This is a genomic window from Cobetia amphilecti, from assembly GCF_032923285.1.
Taxonomy (GTDB): domain Bacteria; phylum Pseudomonadota; class Gammaproteobacteria; order Pseudomonadales; family Halomonadaceae; genus Cobetia; species Cobetia amphilecti.
Genome location: NZ_CP136695.1, coordinates 3,606,572 through 3,624,645 on the forward strand (window position 1 = coordinate 3,606,572; position 18,074 = coordinate 3,624,645).

At 65.5% G+C, this 18,074-nt stretch carries 13 protein-coding genes and 1 other RNA gene; 3 read left to right on the plus strand and 11 right to left on the minus strand.

What is annotated here, in order from left to right:
* From R1T44_RS15345 to R1T44_RS15390, 10 genes are all read right to left on the minus strand, one after another.
* Complete coding sequence (locus R1T44_RS15345) at positions 1–1,233, minus strand: efflux RND transporter periplasmic adaptor subunit (RefSeq protein WP_317292272.1); 1,233 nt, start codon at positions 1,231–1,233, stop codon at positions 1–3.
* An 86-nt stretch (positions 1,234–1,319) separates the two neighbouring features.
* A complete protein-coding gene (locus R1T44_RS15350; RefSeq protein WP_317292273.1) occupies positions 1,320–1,946 on the minus strand; it encodes a TetR/AcrR family transcriptional regulator in 627 nt (208 codons plus the stop codon).
* A 353-nt stretch (positions 1,947–2,299) separates the two neighbouring features.
* On the minus strand, positions 2,300–2,779 hold the full coding sequence (locus R1T44_RS15355; RefSeq protein ID WP_054555633.1) for a YcgN family cysteine cluster protein: 480 nt from the start codon (positions 2,777–2,779) through the stop codon (positions 2,300–2,302).
* A 69-nt stretch (positions 2,780–2,848) separates the two neighbouring features.
* Positions 2,849–3,205 carry a YcgL domain-containing protein gene (locus R1T44_RS15360; protein ID WP_317292274.1) on the minus strand — a complete coding sequence of 119 codons (357 nt, stop codon included), beginning with the start codon at positions 3,203–3,205 and terminating at the stop codon, positions 2,849–2,851.
* A gap of 115 nt (positions 3,206–3,320) precedes the next feature.
* Positions 3,321–4,502: a ribonuclease D gene (rnd, locus tag R1T44_RS15365; protein ID WP_131432637.1), complete on the minus strand. Its 1,182-nt coding sequence runs from the start codon at positions 4,500–4,502 to the stop codon at positions 3,321–3,323.
* Between the two features lie 234 nt (positions 4,503–4,736).
* Positions 4,737–5,363: a recombination mediator RecR gene (recR, locus tag R1T44_RS15370; protein ID WP_107336122.1), complete on the minus strand. Its 627-nt coding sequence runs from the start codon at positions 5,361–5,363 to the stop codon at positions 4,737–4,739.
* The gene (locus R1T44_RS15375) at positions 5,363–5,695 is read right to left on the minus strand and encodes a YbaB/EbfC family nucleoid-associated protein (protein WP_043333871.1); all 333 of its coding nucleotides are present in this window, start codon (positions 5,693–5,695) and stop codon (positions 5,363–5,365) included. Before R1T44_RS15375 ends, recR begins: the two co-directional genes overlap by 1 nt.
* A 181-nt stretch (positions 5,696–5,876) precedes the next feature.
* Entirely contained in the window at positions 5,877–8,102 is a 2,226-nt protein-coding gene (gene dnaX, locus R1T44_RS15380; protein WP_317292275.1) for a DNA polymerase III subunit gamma/tau, read from the minus strand.
* Positions 8,103–8,535: 433 nt separating this feature from the next.
* An RNA gene (ffs, locus tag R1T44_RS15385) (signal recognition particle sRNA small type) lies at positions 8,536–8,632 on the minus strand.
* A gap of 129 nt (positions 8,633–8,761) precedes the next feature.
* Positions 8,762–9,925: an AbrB family transcriptional regulator gene (locus tag R1T44_RS15390; RefSeq protein WP_317292276.1), complete on the minus strand. Its 1,164-nt coding sequence runs from the start codon at positions 9,923–9,925 to the stop codon at positions 8,762–8,764.
* A 179-nt stretch (positions 9,926–10,104) separates the two neighbouring features.
* Between R1T44_RS15390 and R1T44_RS15395 the strand changes: the two genes are divergently transcribed.
* The 3 genes from R1T44_RS15395 to R1T44_RS15405 all read left to right on the plus strand — a co-directional run bounded on the left by R1T44_RS15395 (position 10,105) and on the right by R1T44_RS15405 (position 13,996).
* On the plus strand, positions 10,105–10,920 hold the full coding sequence (locus tag R1T44_RS15395; protein ID WP_317292277.1) for a response regulator transcription factor: 816 nt from the start codon (positions 10,105–10,107) through the stop codon (positions 10,918–10,920).
* On the plus strand, positions 10,917–12,641 hold the full coding sequence (locus R1T44_RS15400) for a sensor histidine kinase (protein ID WP_317292278.1): 1,725 nt from the start codon (positions 10,917–10,919) through the stop codon (positions 12,639–12,641). Before R1T44_RS15395 ends, R1T44_RS15400 begins: the two co-directional genes overlap by 4 nt.
* 98 nt (positions 12,642–12,739) lie before the next feature.
* Positions 12,740–13,996, plus strand: coding sequence for an ABC transporter substrate-binding protein (locus tag R1T44_RS15405; RefSeq protein ID WP_317292279.1), 1,257 nt, complete (start codon positions 12,740–12,742; stop codon positions 13,994–13,996).
* 136 nt (positions 13,997–14,132) lie between these two features.
* On the opposite strand, the gene mscK is transcribed toward R1T44_RS15405, so the two are convergent.
* A complete protein-coding gene (mscK, locus tag R1T44_RS15410) occupies positions 14,133–17,678 on the minus strand; it encodes a mechanosensitive channel MscK (protein ID WP_317292280.1) in 3,546 nt (1,181 codons plus the stop codon).
* Positions 17,679–18,074 lie beyond the last annotated feature (396 nt).

An 18,074-nucleotide genomic window follows, 5' to 3' on the forward strand; every position in this document is an offset into this window, starting at 1 on the left:
TCAGAGCCCCGCTTCCTTGACCCAGGGACGCACAGGCTCCCCGGCTTCCATGCGACTGGCGCCCGCCGTGACCAGACGGTCACCGGCACTCAGTTCTCCCGTGATCACCAGCCCTTCGCCGGTGGCCTGCAGTACCGTGACCGGCACGGCCTCGACGGTGCCCTGGGCGCCAGCTTCCTGCTGCTTGCCCTCGCTCTTGCCGGCGTCCTCGTTGATCGTTTCGCTCACCTGAGCGTCACCGCCCTTGGGCACATAGCGCCACACCACGGCCTGATCCGGGCTTTCCTCCTGAGTGACCACCGCCTCGATCGGCACGCGCCACTGGCCCTGGGTCGCCGCCGTCAGCTGCTGCATGTCCAGCTCCACGGTGGCGCTCATGCCTGACAGCACGGTGATGTCCTGCGGCTCCGGCAGCGTCAGGGTGACTTCATAGCTCAGCGAGCCCTCGCTGGCGCTGGTGTCGTGCTCCTTGTAACGGGCCGGATAGCGCGACTCGCCACTGCCGAAGCGCACCCAGGCCAGGGCGGCATCCTCAAGGCGCCCGGCCTCGGCACGCTCACGATCGATGGCGCGCACCTGACGCTCCGGCATGTTGAAGATCACGTCGATCTGACCCGGCTGCTGCAGCACGGCGATGGTTTCCTGAGCGGCGACCACCTGATAGTTGTCCACCGGCACACGCGCGATCACCCCGTCATAGGGTGCCTTGAGATAGGTGTAGCTAAGTTGGTCCTGCGCCTGGGAATACTGGGCCTGCGCTGACTGGAATTCGGCCTGCGCCTCATCGAAGCGCGCCCGACTGATGGCGCCCTTCTCCACCGAGTACTTCATGCGCTTGTAGGTCGCCTGCGCCAGATTGAAACTGGAGCGGGCATTGTTGAGCTCGCTTCTGGCATCGCGATCATCCAGGCGCGCGATCAGCTCGCCCTTCTCGACCTCCTGACCGGCCTGGACCTTGAGTTCACGCAGCTCACCGCCGATACGGAACGACAGGTTGGAGCGCTCCGAGGCCTCGACCACACCGGGGTAGCGCTGGATGACACCGCCGCCTTCATCCGACAGCGACAGCAACTTGACCGGATGCACCTTCTGCTTCTCCAGCGGCGCCTCTTCCTCGCTGCAGGCCGCAAGCCCGAGGGCCAGCACGAGTCCGGCGAACAGCTGAAGGACGCGGCCTCCCCGCCAGGCGAAAGGAGTACGCAGGTGTGGCTTGGCACCAGGTCGAAGTTTCATCAGCGGGCCCTTGAGTCGTTGGAATAAAATGGCACAAGCGAAAATCTGTCATCTGTCCGGCGTGCGCGCTTCGGGGCTGGCTGCCCTCACTGGCGAAGCGCGATCGCGTCCCAGGCCATCTCGAAGGCCTGGTCGAAGCTGGCATCACTGATGGCCGGCAACTGGCAACTGGAGCCCTGCAGCAGGCTGTAGATCGACCGGAACATGAACACCTCGATGAGGGCGAGATCGATCTGCTTGAGGATGCCGGACTGCTGGCCCAGCGCGAAGGCGTCCAGCAAGGGCGCGGCGCGCTCCTGATTGGCCACCCTCAGGGCGTCCTGCATATGGGAAGAGTGCAGAAACTGATCGTGAAAGAGGAACAACGCAGGCTGACGGCGCCCCAGCGCCACCAGGGCATTCCACACCCGACACAGTGCCGACTTCAGCTGCTGGGCGGCCGGCGACAGCGGTGACGGCTCGGCCTCGAATGCCTCTGCCGGCTCGGCCTGGAAGGCCTCGATGGCGACCGCGATGATGCGCCGGCTGACCTCACGAAACGTCGCCTCCAGCAGGTCATCCTTGTCGCGGTAGTAGAGATAGAGCGTGCCGGGCGACATGCCGGCGGCACGCGCGATGCGCGCCACGGAGGTCACGGCAAAACCATGCTCGGCCACCTCATGCAGCGTGGCTTCCAGCAACGCCTGCTGCTTGTGTTCATCACGATGGCGCATGGCCCGTCTGCCTCTGGTCTGTTCTGGTCTTGAGCGAATCCCCACAAAATAAATGAACGTTCATTTATTTACAACCAGACATTGCGCGGCCGAGTGCGTGCACGCGCCTCGGCCATGCAAATCAGCTCATGCAAATCAGCTTATGCAAATTATCTTATCTAGCAGATCAAGCCGTGACTGAGGGTCAGAGGCGTCAAATACAAGGCCAGCGAATGCCTGACTCGAAATGCCTGACTCGAAATGTCAGGCACGGAATGCCAGATACAGAATGTCAGAAACAAGAAAGCGCAGCTCATCGAGCTGCGCTTTCTAAAGGCATCCACCTGAAATCTGACACGCGCCCGCGGCGCGTCTCAGCTCTCGGGATCGATGATCGCGATGATGTGGTCTTCCAGGTCCTGCTGGCGCACCGATACCTCGGAGACGGCGAAGCGTGACACCGAGACCCCGGCGCGCTTGACGCTCTTGGCATCGCCGGTCAACAGCGGGTGCCATTCGGGCAGCTCACGACCTTCATTCAGGCGACGATAGCCGCAGGTTTCCGGCAGCCAGCGCAGCTTGCCCACCGTCTCGACATCCAGCGGGATGCAGCCCGGCACGCGCGTGGCGCGATTGGGATAATCGCGGCAGCTGACCTTGCGCACATCCAGCAGACGACAGGCGACATCGAGTACCGCGATATCGCCACTGTCTTCATCCTCGAACTTGAGCAGGCAGCATTGGCCACAGCCATCGCACAGCGCCTCCCACTCGGCGGTATTCAGCTCCGAGAGTGCGTGGCGCTCCCAGAAACGCTCACGCTTTCCGCCGTCAGGCTGCGGAACATCGCTCATCTTGCTCTCCTCGCCCTGCCGGGCAGCAGGGTCGTTTCATCAGTACGGCCTTGTCTGCCGGACAGGGCGTCAGTAATGCGTTTCCGGCGGCGTCACGCCAATCTCCTTGAGGAGATTTTCCTTGGCCGGCGGCATCTGCAGATAGAAGCCCTGCTCGCGAATCTTCTCGAGCACCGTGGTGCTGGCAACGCGCGCCAGCGGCTTGTCGGCACGAATCAACAGTGTCATCAAAGGGGTCGGCGTGCCGAAGATGCCCAGCAGGGATTCCGGCACATCCTTGAGTCCACGCGCCTTCTCGACGTAGAGATACATCTCGTCCTTCCTGGCGCTCTTGTAGATCTCGCAGATCATCTTGTCGTCTGTCATCGGGCTACCCATCATCTTGCAGCGCTTGCGCGCATCAGCGGGCTCTCGCGTCACGGGCATGACCCGAGAGCTCACTACCGGTTTCTGGCCTGTTTCTGACCTGTGTTGCTGGCAGGCCAGGCTGCGCGAGCCTCGCGCATGCCCCTTGCAGTCTGGCCCACGAAAGCGGCGAGCGTCAGCTCTCGAGCGCCTTGGCCAGGCGCGCGGCCAGCAGCTCGCCACGCCAGCCCTGCGGCAAGGGCAGCGGCTCGCCCTCGTAATCGGCGATCACCAGCGCTTCCATGTCACGGCGCTTGCCGAGAATCTCCGGCTTGAGCTGCTGTGCCTCGGCCACCGCATTGACCTCACGCTTGAGGCGCTTCATGCAGTTCTTCCACTCCGGCGCCAACGGCGACGGCGGCACGCGCGGCAGCTGACTGTCATCGATCATCGCCACGTCCTTGAGCAGCGTCAGCACGGTGTCCCCGTGGCGCTTGATCTGCGGCGGATGCATGCCATCGACCTTGGCCAGCTCGAAGCGATTGGTCGGCAGTCGCTCGCAGATCCCGAACAGCTGCGCATCGGCCAGCAGGCGTGAACGCGGCACGTCGCGCAGACGAATCTGCTCCTCGCGCCAGTCACACAGCACCTGCCAGGCGGCCAGGCCACGCGGCGAGAGCTTCCACAGGCTGCGATGACGCTTCCAGTACTCCGGGTCCGGCGTGGCACCGCCGCTGCTGCCCGGGTCCCGGCAATCCTCTTCAAGCCACGCCATGCGGTCCAGCTCGAGCAATGCATCGCGCTGCTCGGACCACACCTGCGGCAGAAACAGCACGTCCAGCGCGGCGTAATCGCACTGCGCCTGACTCAAGGGACGCTTGAGCCAGTTGGAACGCGTCTCTTCCTTGGGCACGGTGACGCCCACCACGCGCTCGACCAGACGCTGATAGCCCATCGAGGCTTCGCCGCCGGTCAGGCCTTCGGCGATCTGGGTATCGATCAGCGGCGTGGGCGCCACACCCGCCCAACGCAGGAAGACTTCCATGTCCTCGCCACAGGCGTGCAGCAGCTTGAGCGGACCCTCTGCCCCCAGCAGACGCTTGAGCGCCTCGCTGGCCGGCACCACGGTGGGGTCGATCAGGAAGATGCGCGGCGTCTTGCCGTCCGCACCGGGCAGCTCGCCGTCACGGGCGGCCATCAGCTGCACCAGTGCCGGAATCGGGAAGAAGGTCGACTCGCGGATGAATTCGGTGTCCAACGCCAGCCAATCGGCGCCTTCCAGTTCTGCACAGGCAGCGGCCAGCGCCTCGGGGGTCTCGACCCAGACGGCCTCGAAATCGAGTTCTGACAGCAGTGCGGTGGCGGGTTGATCACTCATCAGCAAGGAAATCTCGTGGTGACAGGCTTGCCCGGGCAAGCGGAAATTGAAGGTGACGGGCACTCGCCAGACACCGGGCGGTAAACGACCGCGGGCGTGGTGGTTCCTGACCACCACGCCCGCAGACGTGCTGCTGTAGTTGCTTTGATACCGAAGCTGCTTTGATACCGAAGCTGCCTTGATGCCGAAGCTGCCTTGATGCCGGTGCCGAACAGCGTCGGCACCGGTATCGCATCAGATCTCGCCGAGGGTGAACGGCAGACGGCCGCTGAAGGCACGACTGAGCGTGCCACCATCGACATATTCAAGCTCGCCGCCCATCGGCACGCCATAGGCCAGACGCGTCAGCTTGAGCGGCTGCCCAGCGTGCTGCACATCGCGAAGCTGCTCGGCGATGTAATGTGCGGTGGCCTCGCCCTCGACCGTCGGGTTGGTGGCCAGCACCAGCTCTTCGATCTGGCTCTCGCGGACGCGGGTTTCCAGCGCATCCAGCCCGATATCCTCGGGCCCGATGCCATCCAGCGGCGACAGATGGCCGTGCAGCACGAAATAGCGCCCCACATAGCCACCCGCGCCCTCGATGGCGAGCTGGTCGGCGGGCGATTCCACCACGCACAGCACGCGCTCATCACGCCGCGGACTCAGGCACAGCTGACAGACCTCTTCCTCGGTCAGCGTGCGGCAGCGCGCGCAATAGCCGACGCGCTCCAGCGCCTCGCCCAGCACGCCGACCAGACGGTCGGCGCCCATGCGATCACGCTCCAGCAGATGCAGCGCCATGCGCTGTGCCGTTCGCGGGCCAACGCCCGGCAGCACGCGCAAGGCATCCAGCAACTGATCTACCAGCGGCGAAAATCCCATCAGAACGGCATCTTGAAGCCGGCCGGAAGGTTCATGCCAGCAGTCGCCTCTTCCATCTGCTTCTTGGAATTGACTTCGACCTTGCGCACCGCGTCATTGACGGCGGCCGCCAGCAGATCTTCCAGCAGCTCCTTGTCTTCTTCCATCAGGCTCGGGTCGATCTCGACGCGCGCGACGTCATGACGACCGTTCATGGTGACCTTGACCATGCCCGCGCCGGATTCGCCCTGGACTTCCGCCTTGGCGGCTTCTTCCTGGACCTTCTGCATGCGCTCCTGCATTTCCTGCGCCTGCTTCATGATGTTACCCATACCGCCTTTTCCACCGAACATGGCTCACCTCATCAATAACGTGTTGAACATGACCTAACGATAAATGCTGTCTGCCGGACGTGCCATGTCGTGGCACCTCCGGCCTGTGGTGTGCATGCCTTGTCGGCACACGCACCGCGAATCCGGGAAAGCGTCAGCGATGCCCGGCACCGCCGACACTCGGTCGAAACTGCCCAGAGCGTCAGAAATCGTCCGGCTCGAAGGAGTTGACGCTTTCCTCGATCAGACGTGCGCCCAGCTGTTGCTCCATGGACTGGATATGCGGGTCAGCACGCAAGGCTTCAACCGCGCGCACATGACGTTCGCCCAGCAGACGAATGCGACGACTGTGCGGCGTTTCCAGACCTTCCGGCAGCGGCGCGACGCTGATCTCTAGCACACGCTCCACGCCCTGGCCCGCCAGCGCCTTGCGAATGCGATCCTGATGGACTTCGGCCATCATCGCCGACTGGGCGGGGTCCAGCCTCAACTTGAGGTGGGTGCCGTCATCGTGCTCGACCAGGCAATGCGCGCCGATATTGCGCGTGATGCCGCCCAGCCCCAGTGAGGGGAACAGCTCCAGCCACGCCGCGTGATTCAAGCGACCATCGGTACTCGGGGCGCTCGGCGCCGGCGTGGGAGCAGCCGCGGGTGCCGGCTCAGGCATCGGTTGCGCTGCCACGGCTGGCTCGTTTGCGACAGGCTCAGACACGACCGGCTCAGGCGCCAGCGGTGCAGCGGGTTCGGGTTGTGCTGGCGCTGCTGGTACAGCTTCAGCGGGCTGCGGCGCTGCCATTTCAGCGGGCTGCGGGGCCGATGACTCGGTAGCCTCTGGCTGCGCCGGCGCGGAACCGAAGGCGGCACTCAGGCGTGACATCGCCGAACTGGGCGCAGCGGGCGCCTGTGCGGGAGCTGCCGTCTGTTCTGGCGCTGGCGCCGACACCGGCGCGGCCGCTGGCTGGGGCGCGTCTTGCGCTACGTCGCGAAAGCCGGCATCCCGGGCGTCCTGCGGAACGTCCTCCGTCGCCCACGGGGGCGGCTCGTCGGCCATCGGCGGCTGTGCTTCGGTCGCTGGCGCGGCCACTGGTGCGGCAGGCTGAGGCGCGGGTGCCATCGGGGCTGCCGGTGCTTGCTGAGGCTGAGCCTGCTGGACAGGTGCCTGCTGAACCGGAGCTTCTTGAACAGGAGCCTGCTGAGCCGGAGCTTGCTGAACAGAAGCCTGCTGAACAGAAGCCTGTTGAAGAGAAGCCTGTTGAACAGGCGCTTGCGGGACAGGCGCCGGAGCTTGAGCGCCATCCGCCTGGCCGGTCATCGGCAGCGGCGTCTGCGCCGGGCGCGGCACGCCCTGCGGGCGGAAGGCCAGCATGCGCAGCAGCGTCATTTCCAGCGCGGTGCGCGCATCCGGGGCGTTGGCCATGTCGCCACGCCCCTGCAGGGCGATCTGGTAATAGAGCTGCACGTCTTCGCCGGTGAAGCGGCTGGCCAGCGCCAGCAACGCATCACGGTCGCCATGCCCGTTGTCCAGTGCGCTCGGCACCATCTGGGCGATCGCCAGACGGTGGAAGACGGAGGCCATGTCATCCAGCACCCCTCCGTAGTCCGGCCCCTGCTCGGCCAGTGTCGCCACCTCCGCCAGCAGACTGGCGGCGTCCAGCGAGGCCAGACACTCCAGCAGCGCCAGCACATGGCGGTGATCCAGCGTGCCGAGCATGGCGGCGACATCTTCGCGCCGCACCTGGCCATGGCCGAAGGCGATCGCCTGATCGGTCAGACTCATGGCGTCACGCATCGAACCATCGGCGGCCTTGCCGAGCAGCCACAGCGCGTCTTCCTCGAAGCTGACTTCCTCCCGGGCGAGAATGTCGGACAGGTGCTCGACCACGCGCACCGGCGGCATGTTCTTGAGCGTGAACTGCAGGCAGCGCGACAGGATGGTGACCGGCAGCTTCTGCGGATCAGTGGTCGCGAGCAGGAACTTCACGTGGGGCGGCGGCTCTTCCAGCGTCTTGAGCAGCGCATTGAAACTGTGGGTCGACAGCATGTGCACCTCATCGATGAGGTACACCTTGTAGCGGCCCTGGGTCGGCGCGTACTGGACGTTGTCCAGCAGCTCACGCGTATCCTCGACCTTGGTCCGCGAGGCGGCGTCGACTTCGATCAGGTCGACGAAGCGGCCCTCATCGATCTCGCGACAGGTGCCACATACGCCACACGGCCTGGAGCTGACGCCCTCTTCACAGTTCAGGCACTTGGCCAGAATGCGCGCCAGCGTTGTCTTGCCGACACCGCGGGTCCCGGTGAACAGATAGGCATGGTGCAGGCGCCCCTGATCGAGGGCATTGACCAGCGCACGGCTGACATGCTCCTGACCGATCAGTTCGTGAAAATTGCGCGGGCGCCACTTGCGCGCCAATACCTGATAGCTCATTGAGCGGGGCATTCCTTGGGCGATCTGAAACATGAGCTGAAACCTGCACGACCCGGCTGGGCTTTACCCCCGACGGTCGACAGACGGAGACCGATGACGAGGCCTCGCTGAGAATGCGCTCATTCTAGCGACTTGCCGTGTGGCTTCAAAGCACGATGCCACTTGTGCAACAGGATTGAGGGCACGAGGCCGGATGACAGGCGTGGTGCTCGTCCCGAATTGCGGGCACGACGAAACGCCAAGCGGGGCTCGGGACAAGCAGGAGATGACAGATTCAGACAGCGAGGGTGTGGCGAAAGGCTTCAGGCAACGTAAAGCGAAGGGCTTGCAGGGGGGGGGGCTTGCGAGGACTTGAGATAGAGCCTTGCGCAGCAGGCGGGATGATGCGGACATTTCACGAGCAGCCACTTTCAGGGCCCTGAAATGGAGGCGGCCCCATCAGCCACATCCCGGCACACGCGTCAGCCACTACCGTTGCTCCCTTCCGGGCCTGGCGGGGTTTGCAGCCTAGCATTGCGGGAGGACCGACAGGGCCACCACAAATATGATCATTCGGTGAACTACCGAGCCAATCGCTTGAACTTCAAGCACTTGGCGTGATCAAGGCGAACACTATAACAGCGCATCGCCGCCCTCACAAGGGGAGATCACGCCACGGGCTATTGCGTCGCCTCACGCGCTCGGCGGTGACGGAAATGACGCGCCATCACCGGTAGCAACAGCATCAGGACGATCAGGCGCAGAAGGTGATGGAAGGCGACGAAGATCGGGTCGAGATCGAGCGCCACCGCCAATAGCGCCATCTCGCCGATACCGCCGGGCGCCAGGGCGAGGAAAGCCACGTCACGCGGCACGCCCATCAGCTGATGGATCAGCTCGGCAAAGCAGCCCAGCACCGACAGCGAGATCAGGGTCGCCACGCCCGACTGGCCCATCACCCCGACCAGCACCCGCGGCGTAAGGCCCTTGAAGCGCGCCCCGATGGCGCAGCCCAGCACCAGCTGCATGACATCGGTGCCCCATACCGGTGGCGAGAAACGCACCACGTCGCCAAGCGACAGCACCAGCGCCAGCAACAGCGGCGCCAGCAGCGAGGCATTGGGAATGCGCAGTCGCCTGGCCAAGGGCAGCAGAATCGGCAGCACCGCGATCAGCCACAGGCCGCTTACCGCCACATCGCTGCCGATGCCGGGCGTGCCCGCCGCGCCTTCCAGCACCCAATAGAGCGGCGGCAGAATCATGATCACCAGCAGCACCCGCAACGATTGCGCCACCGCGATGCGCTGCGGATCGCCACCGATGCGCTCGCCGATCACCACCATCGCCGTCAGCGCACCAGGCACCGAGGAGAACCACGCACTGGTGGCGTCAAAACCACAGCGGCGATACCAGGCGGCGCAGGCCAGCGTCGAGGCCCACACCCCCGCCAGCAACAGCAACGCTGACAACCACCAGCTGGAGAGGTGTGAGACCAGCTCCGGCGAGACGCGCGCGCCCAGCGTCAGGCCCAGTACGCCCAGAAACAGGTTGCGCAGGCGGTCCGGCACACCAAGCTTCAGCCCGGCCATCGCGCCCAGCAGGTTGGCGACCAGCGGCCCCAGCATCCACGCCAGCGGCATGCCGGTGAGCTGGAACAGCCAGCCGCCCACCACCCCCAGCGCCAGCGAGGTCAGCAGCGGCCTGAGCGGCGCGTCAGCCTTGAGCGAGGTGGCAGCCTTGAGCGACGTGATAGCCCTGAGCGACATGACAGCCGTGAGCCAATGGGCTGGCGAGAGACAAGAGGCGCGCGCCTTGAGGCGCTGCAATAGCGGAACGGATGGCATGCTGGCTTCCTTGTCAGCGACACGAAACAGGCCACCAATGATACGCTGGCGCAAGCGCCATTGGCTGCCTGTTTGAGGCAATATTGCGCCTTCAAGCGGCCATTGCAGGTCGCAGACCGGCCCTGAGCCTGACTCTCATCACTCTTGTCGCGTACCTGACGCGCCCTTGCGGAGCCCGGATGACTTCTCCCGACTCACTCCCCTCAGCGGCTGACGCATCAGCGCATGGCCCAGCCACCGCACCGCCCCCGGCCCTGCTGCTGGTCGAGGACGACGCCCTGCTGTCCAGCACACTGTGCAGCGTCTTTTCCGCCGAGGGCCTTGCGGTCACCCACCTGGCCGATGGCGCCGTGGCGCTTGCCCGCCTGGCGACCCACCACGATCACGGCTTCGCGCTGATCGTGCTCGACCTCAACCTGCCCGGCGCTTCCGGGCTCGAGATTCTCGCCGCGCTGCGCCAGCACGACCGCCAGACACCGGTGCTGATTCTCACCGCGCGTGGCGCCATCGAAGATCGCGTGCGCGGGCTGGACCTGGGCGCCGATGACTATCTTGCCAAGCCCTTCGTGCTCGATGAACTGGAAGCCCGCGTGCGCGCCCTGCTGCGCCGCCATGCCACTCTTCAGGCCAGTCAGCAGGCCACTCTTCAGGCCAGTCAGCAGCCGGCGGCCTCGTCTGGCATCGCCCCACGCCTGACCCTCGGCAGTTTGGCCTTCGAGCCACTCAATGCACGCTTTCTGCTCGCCGATGCCCCGCTGGCGCTGCCGCCCCGTGAACAGCGCCTGCTGGGTTGCCTGATCCAGCATGCCGGCGAGCCGGTGGACAAGGCGCGCCTGACCCGCGAGGCCTTCGGTGAAGAAGAGGCCGTGGGCGACAACGCCATCGAGGTCTATGTACACCGCCTGCGCAAGCGCCTGGAAGGCAGCGACGTCAATCTGCGCACCATCCGTGGCCTTGGCTATCTACTGGAACAGACCACGGACGGCAGCGCTTGAATTCCGCACCCTCACCGCGCCCACAGACAGAGGCGAAACGCAGCATCAGCCTCTATCGGCGCCTGCTGAGCTGGCTGCTGCTGCCCCTTCTGGCGCTGGGCACGCTATTGCTGGTGCAGGCCTTCCTGTCGGCGCGCGAGGCAGCGGACCGCGCCTACGACCGGCTGCTGGAGGCCTCGCTGGTCACCATCGCGGAGCAGGTCAAGTGGCAGGACGGCCAGCTGTGGCTCGATCTGCCGCCCGCCGCGCTCGAGATGCTGGCCACCGACGCCCAGGAGCGCGTCTTCTACAGCCTGGTGGACGCCGATGGCGAGCAGGTCACCGGCAATACCCACCTGCCGGATGCCAATCGCGCCGCCAATGGTCGCCTGGCCCCGCAGGAATCACTCGGACGCAGCGGCGAACTGTCGTTTCGCGATATCGCCTGGCAAGGACAGGCACTGCGGCTGGGCAGCCTCGATACCCGCTTGGGCGGCTGGGGTGATGACCCACGCCACGGCCAGCGCTACAGCATTCGCGTCGCCCATACCCGCGAGGGGCGAGACACCCTGACGCGTGAGCTGTTCAGTGGCTCGCTGGTGCGTCTGGCGGGCATGGCCACGCTGGCACTGCTGGTGGTGCTGATCGGCGTCCGGCTGGCGCTGTCGCCGCTGACCCGCCTGCGCCGCGCCATTCGCGAACGCGACTCGCGCAGTCTGGCGCCGCTCAACCTGCCCCTGCCGCGCGAGCTCGAGGAGCTCAAGCACACCATCAATGACCTGCTGGCGCGCATGCGCCGCGTGCGCGCCAATCAGGAGCGCTTCATCGGCGACGCCTCGCACCAGCTGCGCACCCCGCTGGCGGGACTCTCCGCTCACGCCGAGCTGGCACTGCGCCAGCAGGACCCCAGCGCCTGGCATGCCGCGCTGAGCCAGATGCAAGCCACCGCCAGCCATACCGCCCATCTGGCCAATCAGCTGCTGTCGCTGACACGCCTCAACAACCCGGAAGTGCAGCCGCCGCGCGTGCCGCTGGAGCTGTCAGCGCTGGCGCGCGCCACCGTCAGCCGGCTGTTCCTGCGCTGTGATCGCGCCGGCGTGGACCTCGGCCTCGAGATCGCCCCGGACATCGATGGCGCCGCCTGGACGCTGGGCGTCGAGTGGCAGCTCGAGGAGGCACTGGCCAATCTGATCGACAATGCCTGCAAGCACGGCGCGCGCACCGTCACGCTCACCCTGAGCCGGATGGCGGCGCCGAGCGATGCCACGTTCACGCAACCGGACAGCGCCGCACTGGCGGGCCGCTGGCGACTGAGTGTCGAGGATGACGGCCCGGGCATCGACGCCGAGCGACGCCTGCTGGTACTGCGCCCCTTCCACCGCAACACCCAGCCCGACAGTCATGATCAGGTGCCGGCGCAGCAGCCCGATGAGCTCAAGCATCACGAAGGCGCCGGACTGGGGCTGGCGATCGTCGATGGCATCGCGCGACACCACGATGCGCGCCTGACGCTCAGCGACGCGACAGCACGCAGCGTGACGCAGGCTACTGATCCTGCATCCCGCACAGACGATGCAACCCGCGCAGCCGACGCAAACGGCACAGCCGAGACAGGCGCGTCCTGCGGGCTATGCGTCAGTCTGCATCTGGCGCCCTGTGCAGCGCCTGAGGTGAGAGTGGATGGGGATGATGAATCAGCACAGGCCGGCAAGCCTGCGAAGACAGGAGGCACAGCATGCTAGCGAGACGACCGCCAACCGGGCAGCAGCGCCCTGACCTTCACGGTCATGACAATCACCGCCCGGGTAGACAGCAATCTGGACGGCTGACGGCCTGCCTCGTGCTGGCCGTGCTTCTGAGCCCCGTCAGTCAGGCCGCAACCCAGGCGGCGACCCAGGCAGCGTTTGACCCGCTGCTCGAAGAGCATCAATCGCTGTGGTTGCAGGGCGGCCAGGCAGTCACGCCGCCCGCGCCTGACAGCGACGCCAGCCTCGCGGCCGACCTGACGATTCATGCCGCCCTGGACCTGCCCGAGATTCGCCCGCTGCTGCTGCGTTACAGCCGCCAGCACCCTGAGCGAGTGCTGCACTACGTCAACCGCTCCGCCCTGGGGCTTGAAGCACAGTACCTGCAGGCGCCGCTGACACCGCAGGCGGATCTGATGATCTCCTCGGCCATGGGACTGCAGTACCGACTCGCCAATCAAGGTCACGCCCTGGCACTCGAGGCCCCCAATCTGGCCGCCTGGCCGGCCAACTCACGCTGGCGCGATGAGCTGTATGCGATGAGTTTCGAGCCGATCGTGATGGTGGCCCGGCGTGATGCGCTCAAGCGTCTGGCGGACCTCGACGGCCTGCGCAATCCCCGCGATGTGCTGCGCAGCCATCGCGACTTCTGGCACCTGCTCGAGACGCGCCGCGAGCAGCTGCGCGGCCGCATCATCAGCTACGACCCGCGCCGCAGCGGCTCAGGCTTTACCTATGCCGTGTCCGATGCCCGTCAATCACCGCGCTACTGGACGTTGGTGCGCGCCATGGGTCAGGCCGATGCCAGACTGGTCAGCACCACCGGCGCCATGCTCGAGGCACTGGCCAGCGGTGAGGTGGACATCGCCTACAACCTGGTCGGCCCCTACGCGGTGACCTTTGCCCGCGCCCATCCGGAGCTGGTGGTGATCGTGCCGGAAGACTACGTGCTGATTCAGCGCCGGCTGGCCTTCGTCCCCCAGCAGGCGCCTCATCCCGAGGCCGGTGAGGCCTTTCTCGACTGGTGGCTGAGTCTGCAAGGCCAGCAGGCGGTGGCCAGCGACAGCCAGCTGGGCGCACTGCACCCCGAGGTGCGTGGCGAGGGCAGCGCTCAGCATATGCGCGAGCAGCTGGGCGATGCGCTACGCCCGATCGAGATCGGCCCTGGCCTGTTGGCGACACTCGATCGCCTCAAGCAGGCCAGTTTCCTGAGCCGCTGGGTACTGGAATTCGAGGCCCCTGCTCCCTTTGCCGGTGAGGCGAGCCAGGGTCAGGGTCAGGGTCAGGGTCAGGGTCAGGGTCAGATTCAGGGGCAGGCCCCGTCAGCCACGCAGCCCGAATTGAACCAATGATGCGTGGCGTCAGGGCTGGCTAGCCCCTCCCGTTCTGTAAACGCACTGGAGAGCCCATCACGCACAAGGCGCCCCGCGGGGCGCCTTGTGCGTGATGCCATGCGGCATTCAATGAGATGAGCGAGAGGGTTCAGCGTCAGCGACCGCCGGCATCTCCGCCGCCGTCACCACCATCGGCGTCCGGTGCGGCCTCGCGCAGCCCGGCGTCCTCACGGCCTGCCAGACCCTCGGCGGGCTTGCGACGCGCGATCAGCGCACCACCTTCCCGGTGCTCGCTGCTCTGATACTCCGTGCTTTCCGCCTCGCTGCTTTCCGGTGAGCCGCTGGCGGGGCGCAACGGCTCCGCCGAGGCGCTGCGCTGCTCGACGAGGCGCTCGGTGCCATCGTCGCGATGCAGCCAGACATCCATCTGCTGGAAGGCGACCTTGAGGCCATGCTCACGGAAGCGTGCATCCACCCAGCGGTTGATCTCATCGGTGGCGTAGAGGCGATCGGTTAGGTCATTGACGTAGATGCGCAGCTCGAAACCGAAGTTGTCCTGGTTGTAGGTCAGGCAGAACACCAGTGGCTCCGGGTCCTTGAGCACCCGCCTGTTTTCCTGGGCGGCCTGCATCAGCAGACGATGCGCCAGATCCAGATCACTGCCATGGGCGACACCGAAATTGAGCACCACCCGCGTGACGTTGTCTGACAGCGACCAGTTGATCAACTGGTCGGTGACGAACACCTTGTTGGGGATGATGATCTCCTTGCGATCGAAGTCCGTCACCGTGGTGGCGCGGATCCGGATGCGATTGACCGTGCCATGCAGGTTGCCGATGGTGATGGTGTCGCCGATGCGCACCGGGCGCTCGAACAGGATGATCAGGCCCGAGATGAAGTTGGCGAAGATCTCCTGCAGACCAAAGCCCAGCCCGACACTCAACGCCGCCACCAGCCACTGCAGCTTGTCCCAGCTGACGCCCATGCTGCCCAATGTCATCACGAAGCCGGTGGCCATGATCACGTAGGACAGCAGCGAGGTGATCGCGTAGCTGGAGCCCTGCTTGAGCTCGAGCCGCGACAGGATCGAGACCTCCAGCAGGCCCGGCAGGTTGCGCGCCATCATCACCGCCACGGCGAGGGTGATCATGCCCGCGATCAGATCCGCCAGCGAGATGGGCGTCGCCGAATCGCCCTCGACGGAAGCGGCGATTTCCCACACCACCACGCTGTCGAGATAGCTGAGCACATTGAGCAGATCGGCCCACACCACATAGAAGATCGACAGGAAGCTGATGACCAGGATCAGCTTCGAGAGACGCAGCGACTGGGAGTTGACCTGCTCCATGTCCAGCGGCGGCTCTTCCACTACCTCGACACCGCCTTCGGCGCCCTCCTGCACCTGGGCGCGGCGACGCGCCACGGCGCGACGATAGGCCAGACGCCGCGCGGCGACTGCCAGCCCGCGCACCACGGTGGCCTCCACCAGAATCCAGGCCCCGAACAGAAAGATGGTGGTGATGAAGCGGCCACACAGGCGCAGCGCGGTGTACTCGTAGCCGAGGCAGATCAGCACGCCCAGCGCCACCGGCACCAGCGCCATCGCAAGGCCCAGAATCAGTCGGAACAGCTTGAGGCCGAAGAAGGGGACATGCGCCAGAATCAGTCGCGACAGGCAGAAGCTCATCGCCATCAGGCCCACGAACAGAATGGCCAGCCCCAGCGGACGCTCGAGCAGATTGAGGTCCGCCTCGCTGATGATGTTGGTGGTCAGCACCACCGGCAGCAGCGCGAAGCCCAGCCACCAGATATGGCGACGCAACTCCGCCACGTAGTTGGCCGGCCACTGGAAGTGACGCTCGGCGACGCCGTCCTTGACCAGCAGGCGGCGGAAGATGGCGAAGATGCCCCACGCCAGCGACAGCTTCAACAGCGCCTGGCCCAGCGCCCACAGCATGATGCCCTCACCCAGCGACAGCACGCCGCCGATCAAGGCCAGCGCCAGCGCGCCGGGAATGGCCAGCAGGACGTTGAGCAGAATGGCGCGCGGCGTATGCAGCTGGGTGTCCTGCTTCAGGCGCCCTATCTGGGCGTGCAGGTCCGCCAGGCGCGCACGGATGCGCGAACGCTTCCAGGTGATGAAGATCAGCAGCAGCAAGCCCGGCAGCGCCACCCACAGGTCACTGAGCTGAAAGCCCTTGGACAGCCCCGCCACCACGCCACGCCAGACGTTGGGCCTGAGCTCCTCGGCGAGCATTTCCGGGGTACGCGACAGCCAGTCGAGATCCAGCGGCTTGCCGTTGGCGACCCAGAACAGCTGCTCCTCGATGGTCTGGCGCAGACGCCCTGACACTTCCAGCAGCTGCTGCTGGTTGAGCTGCAGATCGATGGCGCGTGCCAGCAGGCTGTCGTATTCCTTGTCGAGCTTGTCGACCAGCTCCTTGCGCGCCTCCAGCTGACCGATCAACGCCTGACGCAGCTCGGCGCTGATCTGGCTGACATCGGCATTGCCGCCGGGGCGTTCCAACGCCGCGGCCTCGCCCAGCACGTAGGAATTGAGATAGCCCGGAATATCGGCGAGCTGCTCGCGCACCTTGTTGAGTTCGAACTGCTTGAGGCGCAGGTCGGCGATCTCTTCCTTCAAGTCCTTGCGCACATCGACCTGTGGCAGGCGGCTCTGCTGCTCACGCAGGATACGCGCCAGCAGGACGCTGCCCTTGATGGCCTCGATCTGCTCGCTCATGGTGCGCTCGACCTGGGTGACGCGATCGAGCTGGGTGCGCACCTCCAGCCCGTCGCGAATCACGGCGTTGACGCGATCGGTGATCGCCAGCAGCTGGCTGCTGAGCTCGCGGTTGCGGTTGAGCACCTGCTGGAAGATGGGGTTGTCAGCCAGCGCGGCATTCTCGCCACTGGTGGCATCGGCGATGGTCTGCTCGGACTGGTTGCGACGCTTGTCGTTGACCAGCGTCTGGACCTGCTCCAGGTCCTGCTCCAGATTGGCGATCTGGCGGCTGTAGAGGGTCTTGCGCACCTGGGCCAGCTCACGCAGCAGGGAGCTTGAATTGAGCTCTGAATGGCTCAGCTCGCCACGCGTCTCGGCCAATGCCAGACGCGCCTCGATCAGGTCACGCCCGGTACCGGACAGGTCGGCATCGCCGCTGCCACCCAGCTGGGTCTGCAGGCGCTGCACCTGCTGCTGCGCATCGGCCAGGGTCGAGCGTGAACGCTCCGGCAGGCTCTGGGCATTGATCAGGCGCCGGTTGGTATCGGCCAGCTTGTCCTGCAGGTTCTGCAGCGAGTCGAGAATCGAGGTCATGCGCTTGTCCAGCGCCTCGACCGACTCGTCTTCCAGCGACGCGATGCTGGGCGGGGTGTAGTCCTGAGGCAGGCGCGCCAGCTCGGCCTGCGCCTTCGCCAACTCCGCCGGCGCCTCCTTGACCTCACTCTTGAGGGAATTCAGGCTGCTGGTGGCCTCGGCGAGGTCGTCGAGCACCGTCAGGGTATCCTTGAGGTCCGCGATGCGCTGACGGGTGTCGGCATCCGGCTTCTCGACGCTCTGCAGGTCTTCAAGCTGAGTCTGGACATCAGCACGCTTCGGGGCGTCCGCACTGGCCGTGGCCGGCACCCAGGCCAGCAGCACCATCAGCAGCAAGGCGCCTGCCAACATCATCAGTCTCAAGGACTTGTTACCTGTCACAGCTGTCTCCTCAATGGTCACCACCGCACTTCTTCATCGGCTCTGCTGCCCCGCCAGGCCGCCGCCAGCCATGCAGGATGACATCGTGACCGGCCGCAAACGCGGGCAAGGGCCGCATTGTCGACTGGCGCTGCATCCCACGCAATCCTTGTCGGCAAACGTCCGCCGGCGGCCGCTCAGCAAAGGATGAAGTGGAGAATGAACTAGAAAATGCAGCAAAGAGTGACGGGGCGAGAAAGCGGTGCTTGCGGGCCAGCGTGAGCGACATGCATCGTCGCATCGAGGCGACGCACCTGTCGGAATCTTCGTGCTGGAACCGGACACTGCGCCACCAGTAGAATGGCAGACATGTCATGAACATTGCTCCATAATGCGCTGCTCCCCCGCCGCGGTGTA

Coding starts and splice junctions, on each gene's coding strand:
- R1T44_RS15345 (WP_317292272.1), bottom strand. CDS start 1,233: ATGAAACTTCGACCTGGTGCCAAGCCACACCTGCGTACTCCTTTCGCC.
- R1T44_RS15350 (WP_317292273.1), bottom strand. CDS start 1,946: ATGCGCCATCGTGATGAACACAAGCAGCAGGCGTTGCTGGAAGCCACG.
- R1T44_RS15355 (WP_054555633.1), bottom strand. CDS start 2,779: ATGAGCGATGTTCCGCAGCCTGACGGCGGAAAGCGTGAGCGTTTCTGG.
- R1T44_RS15360 (WP_317292274.1), bottom strand. CDS start 3,205: ATGCCCGTGACGCGAGAGCCCGCTGATGCGCGCAAGCGCTGCAAGATG.
- rnd (WP_131432637.1), bottom strand. CDS start 4,502: ATGAGTGATCAACCCGCCACCGCACTGCTGTCAGAACTCGATTTCGAG.
- recR (WP_107336122.1), bottom strand. CDS start 5,363: ATGGGATTTTCGCCGCTGGTAGATCAGTTGCTGGATGCCTTGCGCGTG.
- R1T44_RS15375 (WP_043333871.1), bottom strand. CDS start 5,695: ATGTTCGGTGGAAAAGGCGGTATGGGTAACATCATGAAGCAGGCGCAG.
- dnaX (WP_317292275.1), bottom strand. CDS start 8,102: ATGAGCTATCAGGTATTGGCGCGCAAGTGGCGCCCGCGCAATTTTCAC.
- R1T44_RS15390 (WP_317292276.1), bottom strand. CDS start 9,925: ATGCCATCCGTTCCGCTATTGCAGCGCCTCAAGGCGCGCGCCTCTTGT.
- R1T44_RS15395 (WP_317292277.1), top strand. CDS start 10,105: ATGACTTCTCCCGACTCACTCCCCTCAGCGGCTGACGCATCAGCGCAT.